The following is a 16,974-nucleotide window of genomic DNA, read 5'->3' on the forward strand; positions in this document are numbered from 1 at the left end:
ATTCTTCCCAAGTTATTGTGTTGTTACAATGCTTTTTCGTTCCATATTTTATCTGCTAAAAATTTTAATGATAATGATAATCGAAAAGAGGGGGGAGGAGGCGAGCGTCGCTCGCCTCCTCCCCCTCCCCACCACATGATTATCATTTTTATTTAGATAAGTTTAAGTATTTTAGCTCATTGACAAAATACACTTTAATCTAACCCCTCACGAGTGGACAACTTCAAAGTGTTCAGAATCAACTTTACCAAGAGTTTTACCCCTCAACCGATCCATTGAACTATAGCTTTAAATTCAATCCTCCACTCAGTTCGCATAAAATTGATGCTTGGGAGACCAAGTATAACACCTTTCTTCCAGTAGAGTACCGAAGTTTTCTTGAACAAATTGGGAATGGAGGCGGGGAAGTTCATGGGATGGAAATGCTGCGGCTAGAAGATTGGGCTATTGGTCTGTGTTTCGGTGATGAAGACAAAGCACTCATAGCTCCAAGTCAGCCTTGCCTTTTGCTTGAAGAGTACCAAAGCGATGAAGCATGGGAGCGATGGCTTGTCGAGATCGCTGGCGAACATTGGGAACAGAAGTACGGGCAAGAACTCTGGTCACCACAATTTGGAACAATTACTGTTTGTAAGGATGAATGTGGACCATTTGGGTTTATGGTCTTGAATGGATCGCTGAAAGGGCGAATTGGTTGGTTTCTAGGTGATTGGGGTCCACCTACTTTTGAATCATCAGCAACGTTTTTAGATTGGTATGAGTTATGGCTTGATGGCTTGATAGCAATTTAGCTGAAGCTTTCCCCCAACGTGTCTCAGAAATTATACTTAGAGGAACATTTGGATGGCTGAATCGATTTTGACGCTTGAGTAAAGATTATGAAGTGTATTCAGAGGTAAGTGAAGCTATGATTTATGGCTCCTTGCTTCGTCTTATGGTTAGGCGATTGGCTATTTAATATTTATTTTACGAATCAGCTCTAATACTTGTAAACATTAAAGTAGATGATCGCCACGGTAAGAGTTACCTGCCGTTTTTTAGTTCGTCGAACTTACGTTATTTACAAGTATGTTTATAAGTAATCAAATAATGCCTACATATACCTCACTCCCCGGTTCATCATTAATAGAGCGAGATCCTGAGGTTATTGAATTATTGATGCCAGTTTGGGAATGGTTTTATCGTTACTACTTTCGAGTCACAACTGACGGATGGCATCATATCCCAACAGAAGGCAAAGTACTGCTGGTTGGTTCTCACAATGGTGGAATGGCTTCCCCTGACCTCATAATGATGATGTATGATTGGTTTTCTCGATTTGGGACTAAGCGTTTGGTGTACGGGCTGATGCACTCTTATGCTTGGAAAGTAAGTCCTCAAATAGCCCATCTAGCACAGAAAATCGGCGCTATTGTGGCACATCCAAAAATAGCTAGCAATGCTTTTGATCTGGGTGCTAGTGTTCTTGTTTACCCTGGAGGACAATATGATATGTTCCGTCCTTACAGCCAACGCCACAAAATTAATTTTGCCGGACACCAAGGTTTTATCAAGCTAGCTTTGAAAAAAGAAGTCCCCATTATTCCCCTCGTATCTGTAGGCGCGCACGATACATTGATTGTTTTATGTGATTGCTATGATTTAGTCAAACAATTCCATCAATGGGGCTTACCGTGGTTTTATCAAGTAGATCCAGGCGTTTTCCCGATATATTTGGGTTTACCTTGGGGTTTGTCTATAGGCCCTCTACCAAATATTCCCCTACCTGTGCAGATTCACACTCGTGTCTGTCGTCCGATTATTTTTGAACGTTATGGCAAGGATGCAGCTAAGGATCGTGATTATGTAAATAGTTGCTATGAATTAGTCTATGCAAAAATGCAACATGAGTTAGACAATTTAGTGAGCAATATCAAACAACACAAGTAGCCACCACAAGTTGCTAAGAAAGAAGCAAAAAACTAGGAAGAGGAGGTAAAGCCCAGAGAGCAAGGCTATCAAAATGCAAAACTTAGAGATACTCTCTCACACGTTGATTAAGTAGAGACTTTGTATGCAACGTCTCTACATCATTTATTTGGCGCAACTTCATAGAGAATTGGTATTAGTTCAAAACTATTTTTAAGACAATGGCGACGAGAAACTATGAATCAGCAAGTATCCTTACTAAATACAGGTACTTTTTTATACAAACCATAGCAGTATTTTTAACTTCGTTTTTTAGATTAAGAGCCTGATATGCCTTATCAAATCATGGGTTCTAGGCAATAAATATTCAATGTACTTTTCAATACAATCTTTTTTTATCCAAATTTAAGGATTGCTCCTACCAAAGCCCCAAATATCATTGGAGATTAAAAAAAATATATAAAGGGTATATGATAACTTTACTTTTCTCTCAGCCTAAAAACTTACCTAGTAGGTTTTGTTATCTTTTCTTAATTATTGAGACTATTAATTGAGTTAACAAATAAAACCAGTAATATTTCCCTAGTAATCATCTTAATTACAGAACAAGATTGAATTACAACAAGGTGCATCCCATGAACCCACTAATATTCATAGGGATTTAGATATGACTTCAGTAAATTCAAAATCTCCAAAAATTTTTCGTCAAACTAAGCATCATAAAAAACTGCCAATTTCGAGCAATTTGCTATACACTGGTTTGACCATAACCATGCTATTTTGTACATACGCTACAGCTAAAGCCCTTTATCCCTCCCTATCATCTTTTTTCTCTGCTGCCAGTGGTAGTAGATTTGAGTCTACATCCATACCTTGGTTAAACACTAAATCTGAATGCGAATACACTGGACGTTATTGGCGTGATAACCAATGTTGGGATAGTGAACATCAGCCGATGTTTTAATTGTTGATTTTTCGGGACTTGTGTAATTAATACATCAGCTTCAGATATGGGATTTATAGCCATAGCTAAATAAATTAAGATATCAAGCTAAGATGAAACCATGAAAAAACAAGGCTTTCCAGTCTGTCAATAGTCAACAGCCATAAATATTATTGGGTGATAAGCTCATAGTTTTGATCTGAGAACAATCAGCTTTGCGACAAGAAATCCTCGGCTTTCTGCCAGGTGTCGTGTGAGCTAATTTAGCTGAAGACGGCAAAGGCTGGACGATTTTTGTTCCAAGGATTAGCCGCTTCTATTTGTGCTGCCAAGCTGATTAAAGTAGCTTCCGCCGCAGGTCTGCCAATTAGCTGAACGCTAATAGGTAAACCGTTACGGTCAAAACCTGCTGGTAAAGCGATCGCTGGTTGTCCGGTAGCATTGGCTAGTGGACAAGGGGCTACCCAGTTAATAATTTGTTGGAATGTATCTTCTGGACTCAAGGCAGCCCATTCCCCAACACGGATAGGTGAGTGCAAGTATACTGGCAATACCAATACGTCTATATTGTCGAAAAATGCAACAATTTGCCGTGCTACTATTTGCATTTTGTAGACGGCTTGGATGTAATCAGCAACAGTACCAGTTCTCGCTAATAGCCAACGATTAACTGGCTGTAATATTTCTGGTGGTAAACCTGATCCCGCTACACCAGATTGCCAAACGATTTGGAAAGGTTCTACTAACCCACTCAAGTCTAAAGACTTTTGTTCTATGTGATGTCCTAGTTGTTCTAATAATTTAACTGTTGTCAACACACCTTGTTGGCAATTAGCGTCGGCTTCACCCAAGGGAGGAATATCCGTGGCAAATGCGATTCGTAACTGAGTGGGTGGTGTTTGTGCGGCGGTTAAAAACGACGGTTGAGGATCTGGTAGCCAATAAGGATCACCCGTCACGTAACCAGACATAGCATCTAATAGGGCGGCTGCGTCGGCGACAGTACGGGCAATTGGCCCATTAGTAGAAATACCCGCCAAGCGATCGCCTACTGGCGCTTTACTAACTCTACCCCTTGCTGGTTTAATGCCTACCACACCGCAACAAGCCGCAGGCCCTCGAATTGAACCACCACCATCGGAACCTTGGGCGATCGCACATAGACCGGCCGCAACTGCGGCAGCTGCCCCACCACTAGAACCGCCAGGAGTGTATTCTAAGTTCCAAGGATTTCTGGCTGGGACAAATCCCGTAGGTTCTGTGTAGGGAAATGAACCTAGTTCGGAAGTGGCTGTTTTACCTAAAATTGTGAACCCAGCTTGTTTAATGCGTGTCACTACACCATCGTCGAATTCTGGAATGTTGTTTAACAAAGCTGGGTTGCCGTAGGTACAAGGGACACCAGCCACGGCGTTAAGGTCTTTGATGGAAATTGGTACGCCGAAAAATGGGGGCAGTTCTGAGGTTGTTGTGAGTAATTCTGTTTTGGCTTTAGCATCAGCACTTGCCAATTCTGCCGTCACAGTAAAGTAACTTCCCAATTCCGGGTTTAACAGCTCAATCCTTTGTAAATATATTTCCACCAACTCTAACGGCGATACTTCCCGGTGGCGAATTAACTGCGCCAACTCTAGTGCTGGGGTAAAAGCTAAATCAGTTTCATTCATAAAGTGAGAGGAGAAATGCCCGATATTTAACTCAAAAACTGGACTCGTTACTTTAGCAAAATTTCTGGGAAATATAAATCTATCGTTCCTATGATTTAACAATTAAGCAGTTTCACTAGTGCTATTAGACATTTTCTCAAAGTTTAAACAATAGAGGTACTTGGGCTAGTGGTTTTTACTCAGAACTCTTTCACCGTAGTCATGTAATCACTCACACGACAAGGAAGTAAAAATTCCTTTTCCCGGTTCCCAGTCCCTTATCCCCAATTGTTATTTTCACGGTCTTACATAAATTTTTGTTCCATCCCCCAGGGATAGCTATGACAGATTTGGAAATACTGATTAATAATTTGCCAAAAATTGTTTATGGTCTAAGACTTACTTTAGGTAATTCTCAGGAGATCATACAACAAGTTGTCCTGATTAATCAGGCTCAAGAACAGCTGCACAATATTCAACAGGCGATTAACTACGAGCTGGCGGAGGCAATTACTCAACCATTAAGTTTTGCTACCCATAAAGGTACTGCTATTCCACCTTATCTGAGTGCTACAAGATATTTGTTAGTACCTAGTATTTGGCGGGTAGAACCAACTATCACTGGTAACACAAGACTGATTACTGAAAAATTTGGCAATCCCGCCATAGAAATATCTTTAGATACTTTAAAATCGAAAATAAATTACTGGTTGGAATGGGGTGATTTATTACAGGCGATCGCCGCAGATATTTTAAGTGATTCTCATCTAGTCAATAAAGTGAATGCAGATATTAATCATCCCAGTTTAAGCACTCATATTGAACATTTAAGCAAGAGTATTGATATTAAATTAGCTTTTAGTAATCCTAAAACTTTAGAAAAGCAAATTCAGCAGATTATTAACATTGAAGAGGAAGTATCGAAAGCTCAAGACAGATTATTTTATGTTGTCAACACTATTAAAAATAGTCAGGGATTATTAACAATTCTATTGGCAATATCATCATTTTGCGGTCAAGCAGGATTTGCCATAGAATGGTTAGATGATACTCATGAATTGATTATATCCAGTGAAAATAAGTTTCAAGAATTAACAGATATTCTCAACGATTGTGAAAAATATCAGGAAAGACTCACTGCTTTCTTAGCCAAATGCCAACAATTAAAAGAGCAAGCCGAAAAAAGCTTAACCAACAATAATTATAGAAATCGGCGTTCAAAAAAACTAACTAATGATTTTTTACCAATATCAAGTACAACTCTATTTGTCACATCAAGTTTAGTCGTTTTCATCTTTGGGATTGGGGTTATCAAAGATAAAATCAATCAACCTCAGCAAGTTACCCAAAATGTTGACCCAGAAACACAAGCTGCTAGTAACTTCAAATCTGCTTTAAAACTGGGAATGGAAGCTTCTTCCATAGCTCAAAATCCGCCCCATCCTGTGACAGTTTGGCAAAAAGCCGCAGGCAAGTGGCAGCAGGCAATAAAATTCTTAACCTTGATTCCTGAAGGAACATCTGTTTCTATAAAGGCACACGACAGACTGATTCGTTACCGACGTAATTATGATGCAATTAATAAAAGGGCAGCATCTGAAAAACAAGCATTAATGAACTTAGAAGCAGCCGAAAAGCTAGCTACAGAAGCTGCATTTTTTATCAAAACTTCGCCAAATTCATTATTAGCTTGGCAACAATCAAAGGATAAATGGCTACAAGCTATTACATTATTAGAATCTATTCCCCAAAATAGCTTTACTTATCGACAGGCTCAAGCTACACTTCCCAACTATAAAACACACTATGCAGCAATTAATGCCATCATTCAAAACAGATTACAGTCCGTGAATTAGATATAGGACTTACGCACTCAAATTTTCTGTTGAGACCGGGTATAGGGGTGTAAGGGTATAGGGGTGTAAGGGTATAGGGATGTTGACAGTTGACAGTCAACTGTCAACTGTCAACTATTAACAGACCTTATTAGTAATAGTGCAATTGAGACGCACATTAGCTTAACTAATTTCTTCACTGTTGTATCAGTCTTGCTATGAGTATCTCATCATAATTATTTAACAGAATTAAGCTTGAATTGGCGACGACGTAAGAAAGCAAGGGTTGCTACTGCACCTAAACCCAGAACAGTTGTTGGTTCTGGTGTTGTTTTTCTGGCAATGAATTTGAAGTCAGGGCCATGATAGCTACCATGTGCTGTAAGTTTTAAACCACTTAAGCTAGTTACTCCCAATAAGTCGAGACTGATACCTACAGAACCGACAGGTTGAGCGCTAGCAATTTCTCTGGTGTTAATGTCGAAATTAGCATAAGTAAGATCATTTTTGGTAATAGTGATGAAATTACCAATAGTATTTCCCAGATGATCAATAGCCTGAATACCGATGGAGCTATTCTGACCACGTTCCCAATAGAAGATATTATCTAGTCCTGAGTTATCTTTGATTATTTTATGCTCGAAGAAGATATCAATCTCAAAAGAACCTGTGTCTTCAGTGTCAATAATATTGTTCAGGTTGTTGTTACCTAAATATGCAGCAATCTCAGCGCCGGTAGGCTCTTCGTTAGTTGGTAGGGGAGCATTGGCATTATCTCCTCTATCAGTGCTAGCGCCACCTTCATTCAGTGGTGCGATAGTAATACTTCTGTCAGTATTGAACAATATGTTGGCGCTATTTACATAGGAGAAATTGCTGAAGGTTTTGCCATTTTGAGTAATGGAATTCAAGAAAACATTAGCCTTGGGATTAGTGTTCTGACTGACATTGCTTGTGAAACTAGCTGCTTGAGCTGAATTAGCTGTAGCTAGTATTGTACTGAAAAGCAATCCAGCAGTTATATATAAGTTTTTAGTTTTCATGGTTTTTACTTTGATTAACTTGCTATGTCATCCATTATGTTCCATGAAAATACTGACAGTGACCCGTAAATATCCTGAAAGTAAGTTTATTTTTTGTGTGAATATCGCTAACGTTTTATCAGATTGAGTTTCAGGAAAATATGGAGTAAATTCTTTTATGTATATAGAATTTATTTAAAATTCGTGTAAGATATGAGCTTTAATTAAGCTTCTTATTAAAGGAGTTTTATAAAGTATTATATTGATAGAAAAATATCTTTGTATATTCTTTATCTTGCTCATGTTAAATGAAGAATATGCGAAATTTAATACACAGCAAGTACATGAATAACTATTAAATTTACTGGATTTCTTGATGGGATTTTATGAATATGATACTGGTATCGATATTTGAGGACTTAACCCCCATTGCTCTTATCTACCCCTCATTACTATATACAGTCACAAACTTGTGAAATGATGTACTTAACAGGCTGATCGATAAGAGAGGTATCAATGAACTGGATTAAAGTTATTGGCCAAGATGAATTACCACCCAATGGGCGTAAAGTGGTCAAGGTTGAACAACGGAACATCTTGCTACTGAACCATAACAACCAAGTGTTTGCGGTGGAAAATTCTTGTCCCCACTTGAAGCTACCTTTACAAAAGGGCAAAATTACAGATGATGGAGCCATTGTTTGTCCTTTTCACCGGAGCGCCTTTGACCTGACTAGTGGTAATCCTACTGAGTGGACTCCCTTTCCTCCCGGTATTGGGAAAGTGATGGGTATGATTTCTAAAGAAAAGGGATTATCTGTCTTTCCTACCCGTGTGGAAGAAGGCAGCATTTGGGTAGGTATGTAAGTCTAGCAAAGTAGCGATCGCCATACTCCATCAAAGAATCAATCATAGGTAATTGGTCTACTACCCGTTACCAAATCCCCACTCTTTTATGGGTGGGGATTTAAACGTTATAATCAGCGCCAGAACCGAATTTCCACGCATCAATTAAACGATGCCAATAGTATTGTTGCGTAGGTGGGAAATTTTTGATCCAGGTTTCTAGGATTGGACTTAGTGCAAACAACGCAGTATAAATGCCTAAGTTGGTGTAATGCACTAGCCAATCTAATAGATTGACTAAACCTACTTGGGGAATTATTTTGGCAACCAATGCCGGATGAGATAAGCCAGTCTTTGCTAGTGTTTGTGTCAATGCCGAAAATTGGACTATATCTTGTAAAAAGGGTTTTAATACTGGTGTTCCTAGCTGTTCCATTTCTTGAAACACTGTTGATAGCAGTTGGTTAATTTGCTCTGGTGCAATATTTTGATTGATACCAACGCTCATGGCTTTTTGAAATAACCAAGTAACACTGAGGCTTGGTTGATATGGTTGCAGTAATTTTAGTGCAGTGGCTGATAATTGCTCAGTTTGCAAAGCTTCCTCTGTACCCAATGTTAAACGCTTCAGGTGACGTACCATTGCACCAAAACCGCCAAAACTTAGGGGTGATTGATTACCGCTACTGTCTCCTACTGGTAGGATGCGGTTCCAGGGTGTTTTTAATGGACTTTGGCGATCGCTCGGAAAAAACCCAAATAAGGCTCTTTGAAATTTTAACTGCTGTAATTCTACACCTTGGTATTCTGGTAAGAGGCGCAAGTATTCTGCAAACAAGTCTTCTAAGCTCAAGCGTTGGGGATGAGCATCCATGTAGGTGAATAAATATGTTGTTCTACCATCTCTAGCGGGGAAGGCTTCCCAAAAATACTGACATTGGTTTTGCAAAGATGTAAAAGATAAAATTAAATCTCCAGCTTGATTTTCAGCAAAACCTTGAGCGCAACTTCCCACCACTAAGCAAAGTGCATCTGGTTTTTTGCCTTGGCGTGCTTGTTTGGTGATGGGGGAAAGGTGTCCCATTGCATCTATCAATAATTTAGCTGTAAATTGCTGATTGACTATCGCTCCATCTGGATGAATGACGACTTCACTAAAAGGTGTATGTTCAAATAACTGACCACCAGCATCTAAAAATCTCTGTTTTAAGGTAGCTAGTAAATAAACTGGATCTACACCAATATTCAAGACATCCTTTATCCAAACTTCTGCACCATCCTTAAATTGGACTCTGGCTGGATTATATTCAGTGGCGATCGCTTTCTCTAACTCCTCTTGTGTCAGCAGATTCAACTCCACAAAGACTTCTAACTCTTTACGGGAGATATTCCACTCTTGTTCCCTACCCCGCAAAGTACCCCTCTCAAGTAACGCCACCCGCAATCCCCGCACTGCTAAGGCACAACCAATTAAAATGCCTAATGTACCACCACAAATAATTGCGTCCCAGTCTACAGTACCTAAGGTTGCTGGGCTTTCTTTAACTACACAGGGTGTCGGTGCAGTATTTTCTCGAATAGATTTGAGTACATCATCAGCACGACGTAAATTTCCTAAAACATCCCCTGGTAGTTGGGAGAGAATTTCTTCGGTTAGGGACATATAAATATTATCAAGTTTATCTTTCTTCCAGAAGTTCTTATCTATGCAATATAAACCAATACAGTGCAGTTAAGAATACATTATGAAATTGATACATTTTGGTTAAAAAAAGATTATAAATATCTTACCAATAAATCAGCAAGTTTAGCTAACACTGAATATATACGTAATACGCTAGTAATTAATGTTCATCAAAAAACATACATTGTATGATTTTTCTACTGATATTTAAAAATCTATCTCCAGAGAGATTCTCTGTTTTTCTATTGAACAATCATAAATCATGATATATACTCATTCGTGTCGAATAACGAGCAATTAAATATTTTGATTTGGGTGCAACTTTTCAGGTTTACTTAGGTAAATTAATGCAAGCTTATGGTGATGAAGAGTTGAGATAACAACATGAAGATTGCTGTTTTAGTTGACAAATTCCCAGTTATTTCAGAAACATTTGTTGTCAATCAAATTGTTGGTTTGATTTTACGTGGACATAAAGTTGATATTTATAGTAGTAATAATATCAATCCAAATGATTCTCACAAAATACATCCAGATGTAGAAAATTATCATTTACTTGATATAACGCGCAATCACCCACAAATTCCTGAAAATTATTTTTCGCGTGTTTTGCAAGCTATAAGATTAATATCTATTAATTTTCATATATCACCTTTAGTAATTCTGCGATCGCTAAACTTTTTCAAGTATGGTAGACGAGCAGTTTCCTTACGTTTACTATACTTAGCGCTCGATTTGATAAAAGCTCCAGCCTATGACATTATTCACTGTCAATTTGGCACACTCGCAATTGATGGCATGATACTGCGTGATATTGGTGCGATCAAAGGTAAGTTGATGACGTCGTTTCGGGGCTATGATATCAGTTGGTTTGTGCAACAATATGGTAATAATGTTTACGACCAACTATTTGCTAAAGGAGATTTTTTCTTAACAAATTGTGAATATTTTAAAAGCAGGTCTATCCAATTAGGTTGCGACCCCAAAAAAATCGTCGTACATGGTTCAGGAATAGATTGCAGTCGCTTTCCTTTTAAAGATAGATATTTACATCCAGGTCAAAAAATTCGCATTGCCACCACTGGTCGTCTCATCGAAAAAAAAGGCATAGAATATGGCATTTGTGCTGTAGCTAAGGTTTTGCAATTTTATCCCAATATCGAATACCAAATTATTGGGGATGGAGAGTTAAAAGAAACTTTACAACAACTAATCCAGTCATTAGATATTACAGATAAAGTCAAATTATTAGGCTGGAAAACACAGCCAGAAATCATTGATATTCTAAATCAATCAGACATTTTCATAGCTCCCAGTGTGACAGCTAAAGATGGCAATCAGGATGCTCCAGTTAATACCCTAAAAGAAGCTATGCTTATGGGTTTACCAGTCATAGCTACCACTCACGGTGGTATTCCCGAACTAGTTGAAGACGGGATTTCTGGTTTTCTCGTACCGGAACGAGATGCTGAGGCTATAGCTACAAAACTCATTGATTTGATAGAGCATCCAGCAATTTGGTCATCAATGGGTCGTGCTGGTCGTGCTTATGTAGAATCACACTATGACATGAACAAGCTTAATGATGAGCTTGTAGAAATTTATCGTCAAGTAATGATGAATAATTTCCCTACTCAAGAGCCAGTTTTAGCTTCAGTCGTGGCTTTGCAATAAAGCTTACAAAACTTATCAGCCTTGATTTTCCAACCCATAATACCAAAGGATATTGATGGAGATGACAAACTCATCAGCCACTCCCGACGTAACAATCATTGTTTCTCCACGGGAACGTTTCAGTTGCACCCGTGAAGCCTTAGAAAGCATTTACGAAAATAGCGATTATCCATTCCAACTAATTTATATAGATGGTGCTTCCCCCAGGCATATCCAGAAATATTTGGCAGAACAAGCACAGCAAAAGCAATTTCATCTGATTCGCACAGATTACTATCTCTCACCAAACCATGCTCGCAACCTTGGTCTGGGTCAAGTAACTACTAAATATGTAGTCTTTATTGATAACGATGTGGTAGTAACCCCTGGCTGGCTCAAGCCTTTAGTGCAGTGTGCCGAAGAAACAGGCGCAACTATAGTTAGTCCCTTGATTTGCCAAGGTTCTCCTCTGCACACAGAAGTACATTGTGCAGGTGGGGAATCAAGAATTAAGGTAGAAACTAAAGGCGACATCACCAGACGCAAGATGATTGAGAAGATTTATAAACAAGGTCGAAAGGTAGCTGATGTCCTTCCCCATCTGCAACGCCAACAAACCGGACTAGCAGAGTTTCACTGCATGATGGTACGCACAGAAATATTTCAACAAATTGGTCTGTTAGATGAAGCGCTGCTAAACACCAAAGAACACGTTGATTTATGTATCTTAGTAGCTGACGCTGGTGGTACAGTCTATCTGGAACCAGAATCTGTCATGACTTACATAACCAGCAAACCTCTAGAGCAGACAGACATTAATTACTATATGCTGCGTTGGAGTGATGCTTGGGAATTAGCCAGCCTCAAACGCTTGAGTGAAAAGTGGAACCTCACGGAAGACGAGTACTTTAAAAATAAGTACAAACGCTTGGGATGGCGGCGACAAATGGCAATTATCAGCCCTTTTGTCCGTAAACTACCTATAGGCAAGTTTGGCTGGCGAGTAGTAGGTAAACTGCTGCTAACCATAGACAAGGTTGTTAACCGTTATATTACTACCCGTTACGCTCAAAAACACTTGCAAAATTTGTCATAATATTATCTTTTCGTGATTGATAAACGATACGATACAACATCAAACTTTTATCAACTCCCATACCCCAAAACAAGTATTTTCAGAACAAAAAGTCAAAAACGATCTCTGAATTACTACTTAAATCATTACCTTACAAATCTTGAGGTTCCACAATCATGCTGCCTGAGATAGTTTATCAGCCTGAGAGTATGCTTAGGCATCCGATACAATTGTTCAAACTCATGTGGCGAGACTTGCTAGCTTCTCGTGAACTAGCTTGGCGATTGATGGTCAGGGATATCAGCGCTCAATATCGCCAATCGTTTTTAGGAATTGCTTGGGCTTTCTTACCACCAATTGTTATGGCTACTAGTTTTACCCTAGCTAATGAAGCCAAAGTAATTAATATTGGTGTCACAGATTTACCTTACCCAGCTTATGTCATGTTCAGCACTGCATTGTGGCAGACATTTGTTGAAGCTTTAAACGGGCCTGTACAAGCAGTATCAGCAGCCAGACCCATGTTAGCCAGAGTTAACTTTCCACGAGAAGCACTGATTTTAGCAAAGGTAGGCGAAGTGTTTTTTAACTTTGCCATCAAGCTAATTTTAATTGTGGGGTTGTTTATCTGGTTTCGCATTCCCACCAATTGGACTGTGATTTTAACTCCAGTTCCACTAATTCACTTAGTTCTATTGGGAACATTTATCGGTATTTTATTAGCTCCATTAGGAGTACTCTATCAAGATGTTTCCAAAGCACTATCCCTTGTTACGGGATTTTGGCTGTTCCTCACTCCTGTAATTTATCCAGTTCCTAAAGCGGGAACCTTTGGATGGTTGGTTAATTTCAATCCGGTTACTCCTTTACTAGTGACAATCAGAGAATTAGCCACAACAGGAGTAGTATCTCATCCTCATGGCTTTTGGGTGGTGAGTGCAATTACTCTTGTGGCATTATTTATAACTTGGGTTGGATTTAGACTTGCTATGCCTTTTGTGGTTGAGAGAGTTGGTTCTTAATGATTAAGTTAATAGAGTCAGAAACTTCTGTAAATTCCCCAGATACTGAAATCTTAATTTCAGTTGATAACGTTTCTAAAAAATTCTGTAGAGACTTAAAACAGTCTTTATTATATGGTCTTCAAGATATTGCCGCAGAGTTATCAGGAGGTAATAGAAAGAGTGATACTTTGCGTCGAAAAGAGTTTTGGGCGCTTAAAGATGTCAGTTTTCAATTAAAACGGGGAGAAGCACTGGGGTTAGTTGGTTCAAATGGTGCTGGCAAAAGTACGCTGCTACGTATCATCAGTGGTTTGATTAAACCTGATACTGGCCGTGTAAAAGTTAGAGGTAGATTAGCTCCCTTAATTGCATTAGGCGCAGGGTTTAACCCTATTTTAACTGGGAGGGAAAATATTTATGCAAATATGTCTATTTTGGGATTATCTACGCAAAAAATAGAAGAAAGATTTGAAGAAGTTATAGAGTTTTCCGAAATTGGGGATGCTATTGACTCACCAGTACAAACTTATAGTTCAGGAATGGCTGCTCGATTGGGTTTTGCTTGTGCAGTTCATATCGAACCAGATATTTTATTGATTGATGAAGTCTTAGCTGTCGGTGATATTAGCTTCAGGATGAAGTGTTATCAAAAGCTAGCAAAATTACGGGAATCTGGTACAGCTTTTATATTAGTTTCTCATAACCCCCATGTCATATTAAATGTATGCGAAAACTCTATTTATTTAGCTAAAGGTGAATTGATCAGTTCTGGTGAAACAGAAACAGTAGTGTGCCAATATGAGGAAGATTTATCTTTGGGCGGAAGGGATGCTCCTCCAGGGGTAATGATATTACCAGAAAAGCCCCAAAGCTTAGGCGTAGATATTGCTTCTATTTATTTTAAAGACGGACAAGGAAAAATAATTGAGGCTCCTCGTTGTGGTGAACCTGCTTATTTTTGTGTAGAGTGTCAAGTTCATCGACCAGTCGAATCTGCTAATCTAGGTGTATTAATTTCCACTTTATCTGGTCAAAATGAACGTGTTTTATATATAACTTCCGCCAGTGATCATGAAACATTAAATCTACTTCCTGGCAGAGTTGAAATTCAAATGCAAATGCCATATTGTTGCTTATTACCTGGTATGTACAACACCAAAATATATATTAAAGAAGGTGTGTGTTCATTTGACATTGTGGAATCATATAGATTTGCTGTTAAAGCTAGCAAAGTCAGTAGTAAATCTCTATTTTACCAACCTCGGACATGGAACGTCATTAGTAAGGAGCTATAGTATTTGAAAATTTTTTGATAGCGTAAATTTAGAGAAGTTCTATATGCCTCAGTTAGTCTCGGTAATTATACCCTGTTTTAATGCTGAACAATGGATAGGCTCAGCAATTGATAGTTGCTTACAACAAACCTATTCTGATGTGGAAATCATTGTAATTGATGATGGTTCTACAGATAATTCTCTAGAAATCATCAAAAGTTACGGAGATGCCATTATTTGGCGGAGTTACCCCCGCAAAGGAGGTAATTATGCGAGAAATAAAGGATTTGATTTGTCTCAGGGAGAATATATTCAATACTTAGATGCAGATGATTATATTCTACCTGAAAAAATAGCAAGGCAAGTTAGTTTTCTAGAAGCCACCGGTGCAGATGTTGTTTATGGTGATTGGAGACATCAGCGTCATTTACCTGACGGTTCCAGTTTTCTAGATAAGATAGAAATTTCTGGAGTGCAAGCAGATATTTTAGCGGCTTTACTAGCTAATTGGTGGGTTGCTTTAGCTGCTTTAATGTATAAGCGAAATGCAGTAGAAAACAGTGATAGATGGGATGAAACTTTACCCGCCGCACAAGATAGAGATTTTTTTCTGTCTGTAGTCATGAATGAAGCTAAAGTTGCTTATCAACCAGGTTGCTACGCTGTATACAGGCGATATGGTTCTGTCACAGTTTCTACTTCTTCTAAAGCTCGTTGGTTAAAAAGCCATCATCTAGTATTAAAGAAAGCTGAACAGCAATTATTACAGAAAAACCAATTTTCTATGAAGTATCGTCATGCTTTAGCAAAATCGTATTTTGATTTAGCAAGAGAAGCTTTATTCTTTGACTATAAGCAATACTTAATGTTCTTAGAAGAGTCTTTGGTGATGTTTCCAGAGTTTAAAGCTAATAGTAAAAGAAGATTTTATCGGTTGTTACAAGATATTTTGGGCTTTCGCCAGACGGAACGAATTGCTTGTACTATTTTGTTTGTCAAAAAGTTCCTCTCTGCAAGAACCTGGGAAATGAGAAATCGTGGCTATACAGGGTAAAGATATTGCTGTTGATGGTTGACTGACTTGAAAGCCTGCTTGATGTGCCAATCTATCTGGCTACGGTTATATTATGAAATAACGAGCTGGCAATGTGAATATAGGTATATACCCATAACTTACATTGTAGGCAATCATGATGGATCGCAAAAAAATTGTGGCAATTATTACAGGGGCTATTTCGATTATTTTAGCGATCGCCTATCTGATCGTTGTCCAAATATTAGATTACCGCGATATGCAGCCAGCACCCATCGGTCAGATCCAACCAGGAGCAGCCGTTGTTGCTGATACTACACAAACTACACTAAACCAGAACGTAGCGCCACCACAGCAGCTTGGACGCGATCGTCAACCGCTAATTTATTCATAATTCCCCGGACGTGAGTTTTCACAGTATTAGGACTGAGATAAAGTTTCTCGGCTATCTCTGGGTTACTCAGTCCTTCTACCATGAGTTTTAATACTTCTAACTCCCGTCCAGATAGATTGGCGGTATTTCCCTTTGCTGAGGGGGGTTTGAGATTTTCAATTACTTGTCGCGCAATCTGGGGATCGAGGTAGGTTGCACCATCAACGGCGGCGGCGATCGCGCTCAACAATCGCTCGATGCTTGCACCTTTGATACAATAAGCATCCGCACCGCTAGAAAGTGCAGCAATAATTTCCGTTTCTGTTTTGTGTGATGTCAGCATAACCACATGAGTTTCTGGTAGTGCGGCCTTGATTTGCTGTGTCGCTGCAATCCCATCAAGTCGCGGTAAGCCAATATCCATGACTACCAAATCCGGTTTCAGTGCTAGTGCTGCTTGTACACCTAAATAGCCGTCTTCTGCTTGTCCCACAATCTCTAATTGAGGATGAGCCATTAACGACTGTTCCAACCCCAGTTGCATCATCGGATCATCTTCCACAATCAAAATTCGCAACTGGGGAGCATTACTTGGCAGATTGAGAAAATAGCCGGTATTGGGAGACATTTTTTATTTCGTCAGTAGTTAATAGTCCATAGTCCATAGTCTATAGTTCA

15 protein-coding genes and 1 pseudogene are annotated in these 16,974 nt (G+C 38.9%); 12 read left to right on the forward strand and 4 right to left on the reverse strand.

Features of this window, described 5'->3' with window-relative positions; all coding sequences use genetic code 11:
- Positions 1 to 275 precede the first annotated feature (275 nt).
- The 4 genes and pseudogenes from H6G14_RS19605 to H6G14_RS19620 all read left to right on the forward strand — a co-directional run bounded on the left by H6G14_RS19605 (position 276) and on the right by H6G14_RS19620 (position 2,872).
- Positions 276 to 791 carry an SMI1/KNR4 family protein gene (locus H6G14_RS19605; RefSeq protein WP_242053487.1) on the forward strand — a complete coding sequence of 172 codons (516 nt, stop codon included), beginning with the start codon at positions 276 to 278 and terminating at the stop codon, positions 789 to 791.
- Positions 792 to 829: 38 nt separating this feature from the next.
- Positions 830 to 958, forward strand: a pseudogene (locus H6G14_RS19610) (IS5/IS1182 family transposase); the annotation flags it as partial.
- Positions 959 to 1,089: 131 nt separating this feature from the next.
- On the forward strand, positions 1,090 to 1,929 hold the full coding sequence (locus H6G14_RS19615) for a lysophospholipid acyltransferase family protein (RefSeq protein ID WP_242053488.1): 840 nt from the start codon (positions 1,090 to 1,092) through the stop codon (positions 1,927 to 1,929).
- 646 nt (positions 1,930 to 2,575) lie between these two features.
- A complete protein-coding gene (locus H6G14_RS19620; protein ID WP_190568996.1) occupies positions 2,576 to 2,872 on the forward strand; it encodes a hypothetical protein in 297 nt (98 codons plus the stop codon).
- Between the two features lie 242 nt (positions 2,873 to 3,114).
- Here H6G14_RS19620 and H6G14_RS19625 read toward each other — a convergent pair whose 3' ends face one another.
- Positions 3,115 to 4,518 (reverse strand): amidase, encoded by a 1,404-nt coding sequence (locus tag H6G14_RS19625; RefSeq protein ID WP_190568997.1) that lies wholly within the window; start codon positions 4,516 to 4,518, stop codon positions 3,115 to 3,117.
- 320 nt (positions 4,519 to 4,838) lie between these two features.
- On the opposite strand from H6G14_RS19625, the gene H6G14_RS19630 reads away from it, so the two are divergent.
- The gene (locus H6G14_RS19630; protein WP_190568998.1) at positions 4,839 to 6,353 is read left to right on the forward strand and encodes a hypothetical protein; all 1,515 of its coding nucleotides are present in this window, start codon (positions 4,839 to 4,841) and stop codon (positions 6,351 to 6,353) included.
- A 215-nt stretch (positions 6,354 to 6,568) separates the two neighbouring features.
- Here the strand turns inward: H6G14_RS19630 and H6G14_RS19635 are convergent, their stop codons facing one another.
- Positions 6,569 to 7,375 (reverse strand): exosortase-dependent surface protein XDP2, encoded by an 807-nt coding sequence (locus H6G14_RS19635; RefSeq protein WP_190568999.1) that lies wholly within the window; start codon positions 7,373 to 7,375, stop codon positions 6,569 to 6,571.
- 495 nt (positions 7,376 to 7,870) lie between these two features.
- Here H6G14_RS19635 and H6G14_RS19640 point away from each other — a divergent pair, with 495 nt between their 5' ends.
- Complete coding sequence (locus H6G14_RS19640; RefSeq protein WP_190569000.1) at positions 7,871 to 8,221, forward strand: Rieske (2Fe-2S) protein; 351 nt, start codon at positions 7,871 to 7,873, stop codon at positions 8,219 to 8,221.
- Positions 8,222 to 8,321: 100 nt separating this feature from the next.
- On the opposite strand, the gene H6G14_RS19645 is transcribed toward H6G14_RS19640, so the two are convergent.
- A complete protein-coding gene (locus H6G14_RS19645) occupies positions 8,322 to 9,863 on the reverse strand; it encodes an NAD(P)/FAD-dependent oxidoreductase (protein ID WP_190569001.1) in 1,542 nt (513 codons plus the stop codon).
- A 405-nt stretch (positions 9,864 to 10,268) separates the two neighbouring features.
- On the opposite strand from H6G14_RS19645, the gene H6G14_RS19650 reads away from it, so the two are divergent.
- From H6G14_RS19650 to H6G14_RS33665, 6 genes are all read left to right on the forward strand, one after another.
- Positions 10,269 to 11,558: a colanic acid biosynthesis glycosyltransferase WcaL gene (locus tag H6G14_RS19650; protein WP_190569002.1), complete on the forward strand. Its 1,290-nt coding sequence runs from the start codon at positions 10,269 to 10,271 to the stop codon at positions 11,556 to 11,558.
- Between the two features lie 61 nt (positions 11,559 to 11,619).
- Positions 11,620 to 12,633, forward strand: a complete 1,014-nt coding sequence (locus H6G14_RS19655; RefSeq protein WP_190569003.1) for a glycosyltransferase family 2 protein — start codon at positions 11,620 to 11,622, stop codon at positions 12,631 to 12,633.
- Positions 12,634 to 12,788: 155 nt separating this feature from the next.
- A complete protein-coding gene (locus H6G14_RS19660; protein ID WP_190569004.1) occupies positions 12,789 to 13,634 on the forward strand; it encodes an ABC transporter permease in 846 nt (281 codons plus the stop codon).
- The gene (locus tag H6G14_RS19665) at positions 13,634 to 14,911 is read left to right on the forward strand and encodes an ABC transporter ATP-binding protein (RefSeq protein WP_190569005.1); all 1,278 of its coding nucleotides are present in this window, start codon (positions 13,634 to 13,636) and stop codon (positions 14,909 to 14,911) included. The genes H6G14_RS19660 and H6G14_RS19665 overlap by 1 nt, the downstream gene beginning before the upstream one ends.
- A 43-nt stretch (positions 14,912 to 14,954) precedes the next feature.
- A complete protein-coding gene (locus H6G14_RS19670; protein ID WP_190569006.1) occupies positions 14,955 to 15,944 on the forward strand; it encodes a glycosyltransferase family 2 protein in 990 nt (329 codons plus the stop codon).
- A gap of 139 nt (positions 15,945 to 16,083) precedes the next feature.
- Positions 16,084 to 16,317, forward strand: coding sequence for a hypothetical protein (locus H6G14_RS33665; RefSeq protein WP_242053489.1), 234 nt, complete (start codon positions 16,084 to 16,086; stop codon positions 16,315 to 16,317).
- On the opposite strand, the gene H6G14_RS19680 is transcribed toward H6G14_RS33665, so the two are convergent.
- On the reverse strand, positions 16,247 to 16,924 hold the full coding sequence (locus H6G14_RS19680) for a response regulator (protein ID WP_190569007.1): 678 nt from the start codon (positions 16,922 to 16,924) through the stop codon (positions 16,247 to 16,249). The two genes, H6G14_RS33665 and H6G14_RS19680, sit on opposite strands and share 71 nt — an antisense overlap.
- Positions 16,925 to 16,974 lie beyond the last annotated feature (50 nt).

It is taken from the genome of Nostoc parmelioides FACHB-3921 (assembly GCF_014696625.1).
GTDB classification, from domain to species: Bacteria; Cyanobacteriota; Cyanobacteriia; order Cyanobacteriales; family Nostocaceae; genus Trichormus; species Trichormus parmelioides.

Coding starts and splice junctions, on each gene's coding strand:
- H6G14_RS19615 (WP_242053488.1), top strand. CDS start 1,090: ATGCCTACATATACCTCACTCCCCGGTTCATCATTAATAGAGCGAGAT.
- H6G14_RS19620 (WP_190568996.1), top strand. CDS start 2,576: ATGACTTCAGTAAATTCAAAATCTCCAAAAATTTTTCGTCAAACTAAG.
- H6G14_RS19625 (WP_190568997.1), bottom strand. CDS start 4,518: ATGAATGAAACTGATTTAGCTTTTACCCCAGCACTAGAGTTGGCGCAG.
- H6G14_RS19630 (WP_190568998.1), top strand. CDS start 4,839: ATGACAGATTTGGAAATACTGATTAATAATTTGCCAAAAATTGTTTAT.
- H6G14_RS19635 (WP_190568999.1), bottom strand. CDS start 7,375: ATGAAAACTAAAAACTTATATATAACTGCTGGATTGCTTTTCAGTACA.
- H6G14_RS19640 (WP_190569000.1), top strand. CDS start 7,871: ATGAACTGGATTAAAGTTATTGGCCAAGATGAATTACCACCCAATGGG.
- H6G14_RS19645 (WP_190569001.1), bottom strand. CDS start 9,863: ATGTCCCTAACCGAAGAAATTCTCTCCCAACTACCAGGGGATGTTTTA.
- H6G14_RS19650 (WP_190569002.1), top strand. CDS start 10,269: ATGAAGATTGCTGTTTTAGTTGACAAATTCCCAGTTATTTCAGAAACA.
- H6G14_RS19655 (WP_190569003.1), top strand. CDS start 11,620: ATGACAAACTCATCAGCCACTCCCGACGTAACAATCATTGTTTCTCCA.
- H6G14_RS19660 (WP_190569004.1), top strand. CDS start 12,789: ATGCTGCCTGAGATAGTTTATCAGCCTGAGAGTATGCTTAGGCATCCG.
- H6G14_RS19665 (WP_190569005.1), top strand. CDS start 13,634: ATGATTAAGTTAATAGAGTCAGAAACTTCTGTAAATTCCCCAGATACT.
- H6G14_RS19670 (WP_190569006.1), top strand. CDS start 14,955: ATGCCTCAGTTAGTCTCGGTAATTATACCCTGTTTTAATGCTGAACAA.
- H6G14_RS33665 (WP_242053489.1), top strand. CDS start 16,084: ATGGATCGCAAAAAAATTGTGGCAATTATTACAGGGGCTATTTCGATT.
- H6G14_RS19680 (WP_190569007.1), bottom strand. CDS start 16,924: ATGTCTCCCAATACCGGCTATTTTCTCAATCTGCCAAGTAATGCTCCC.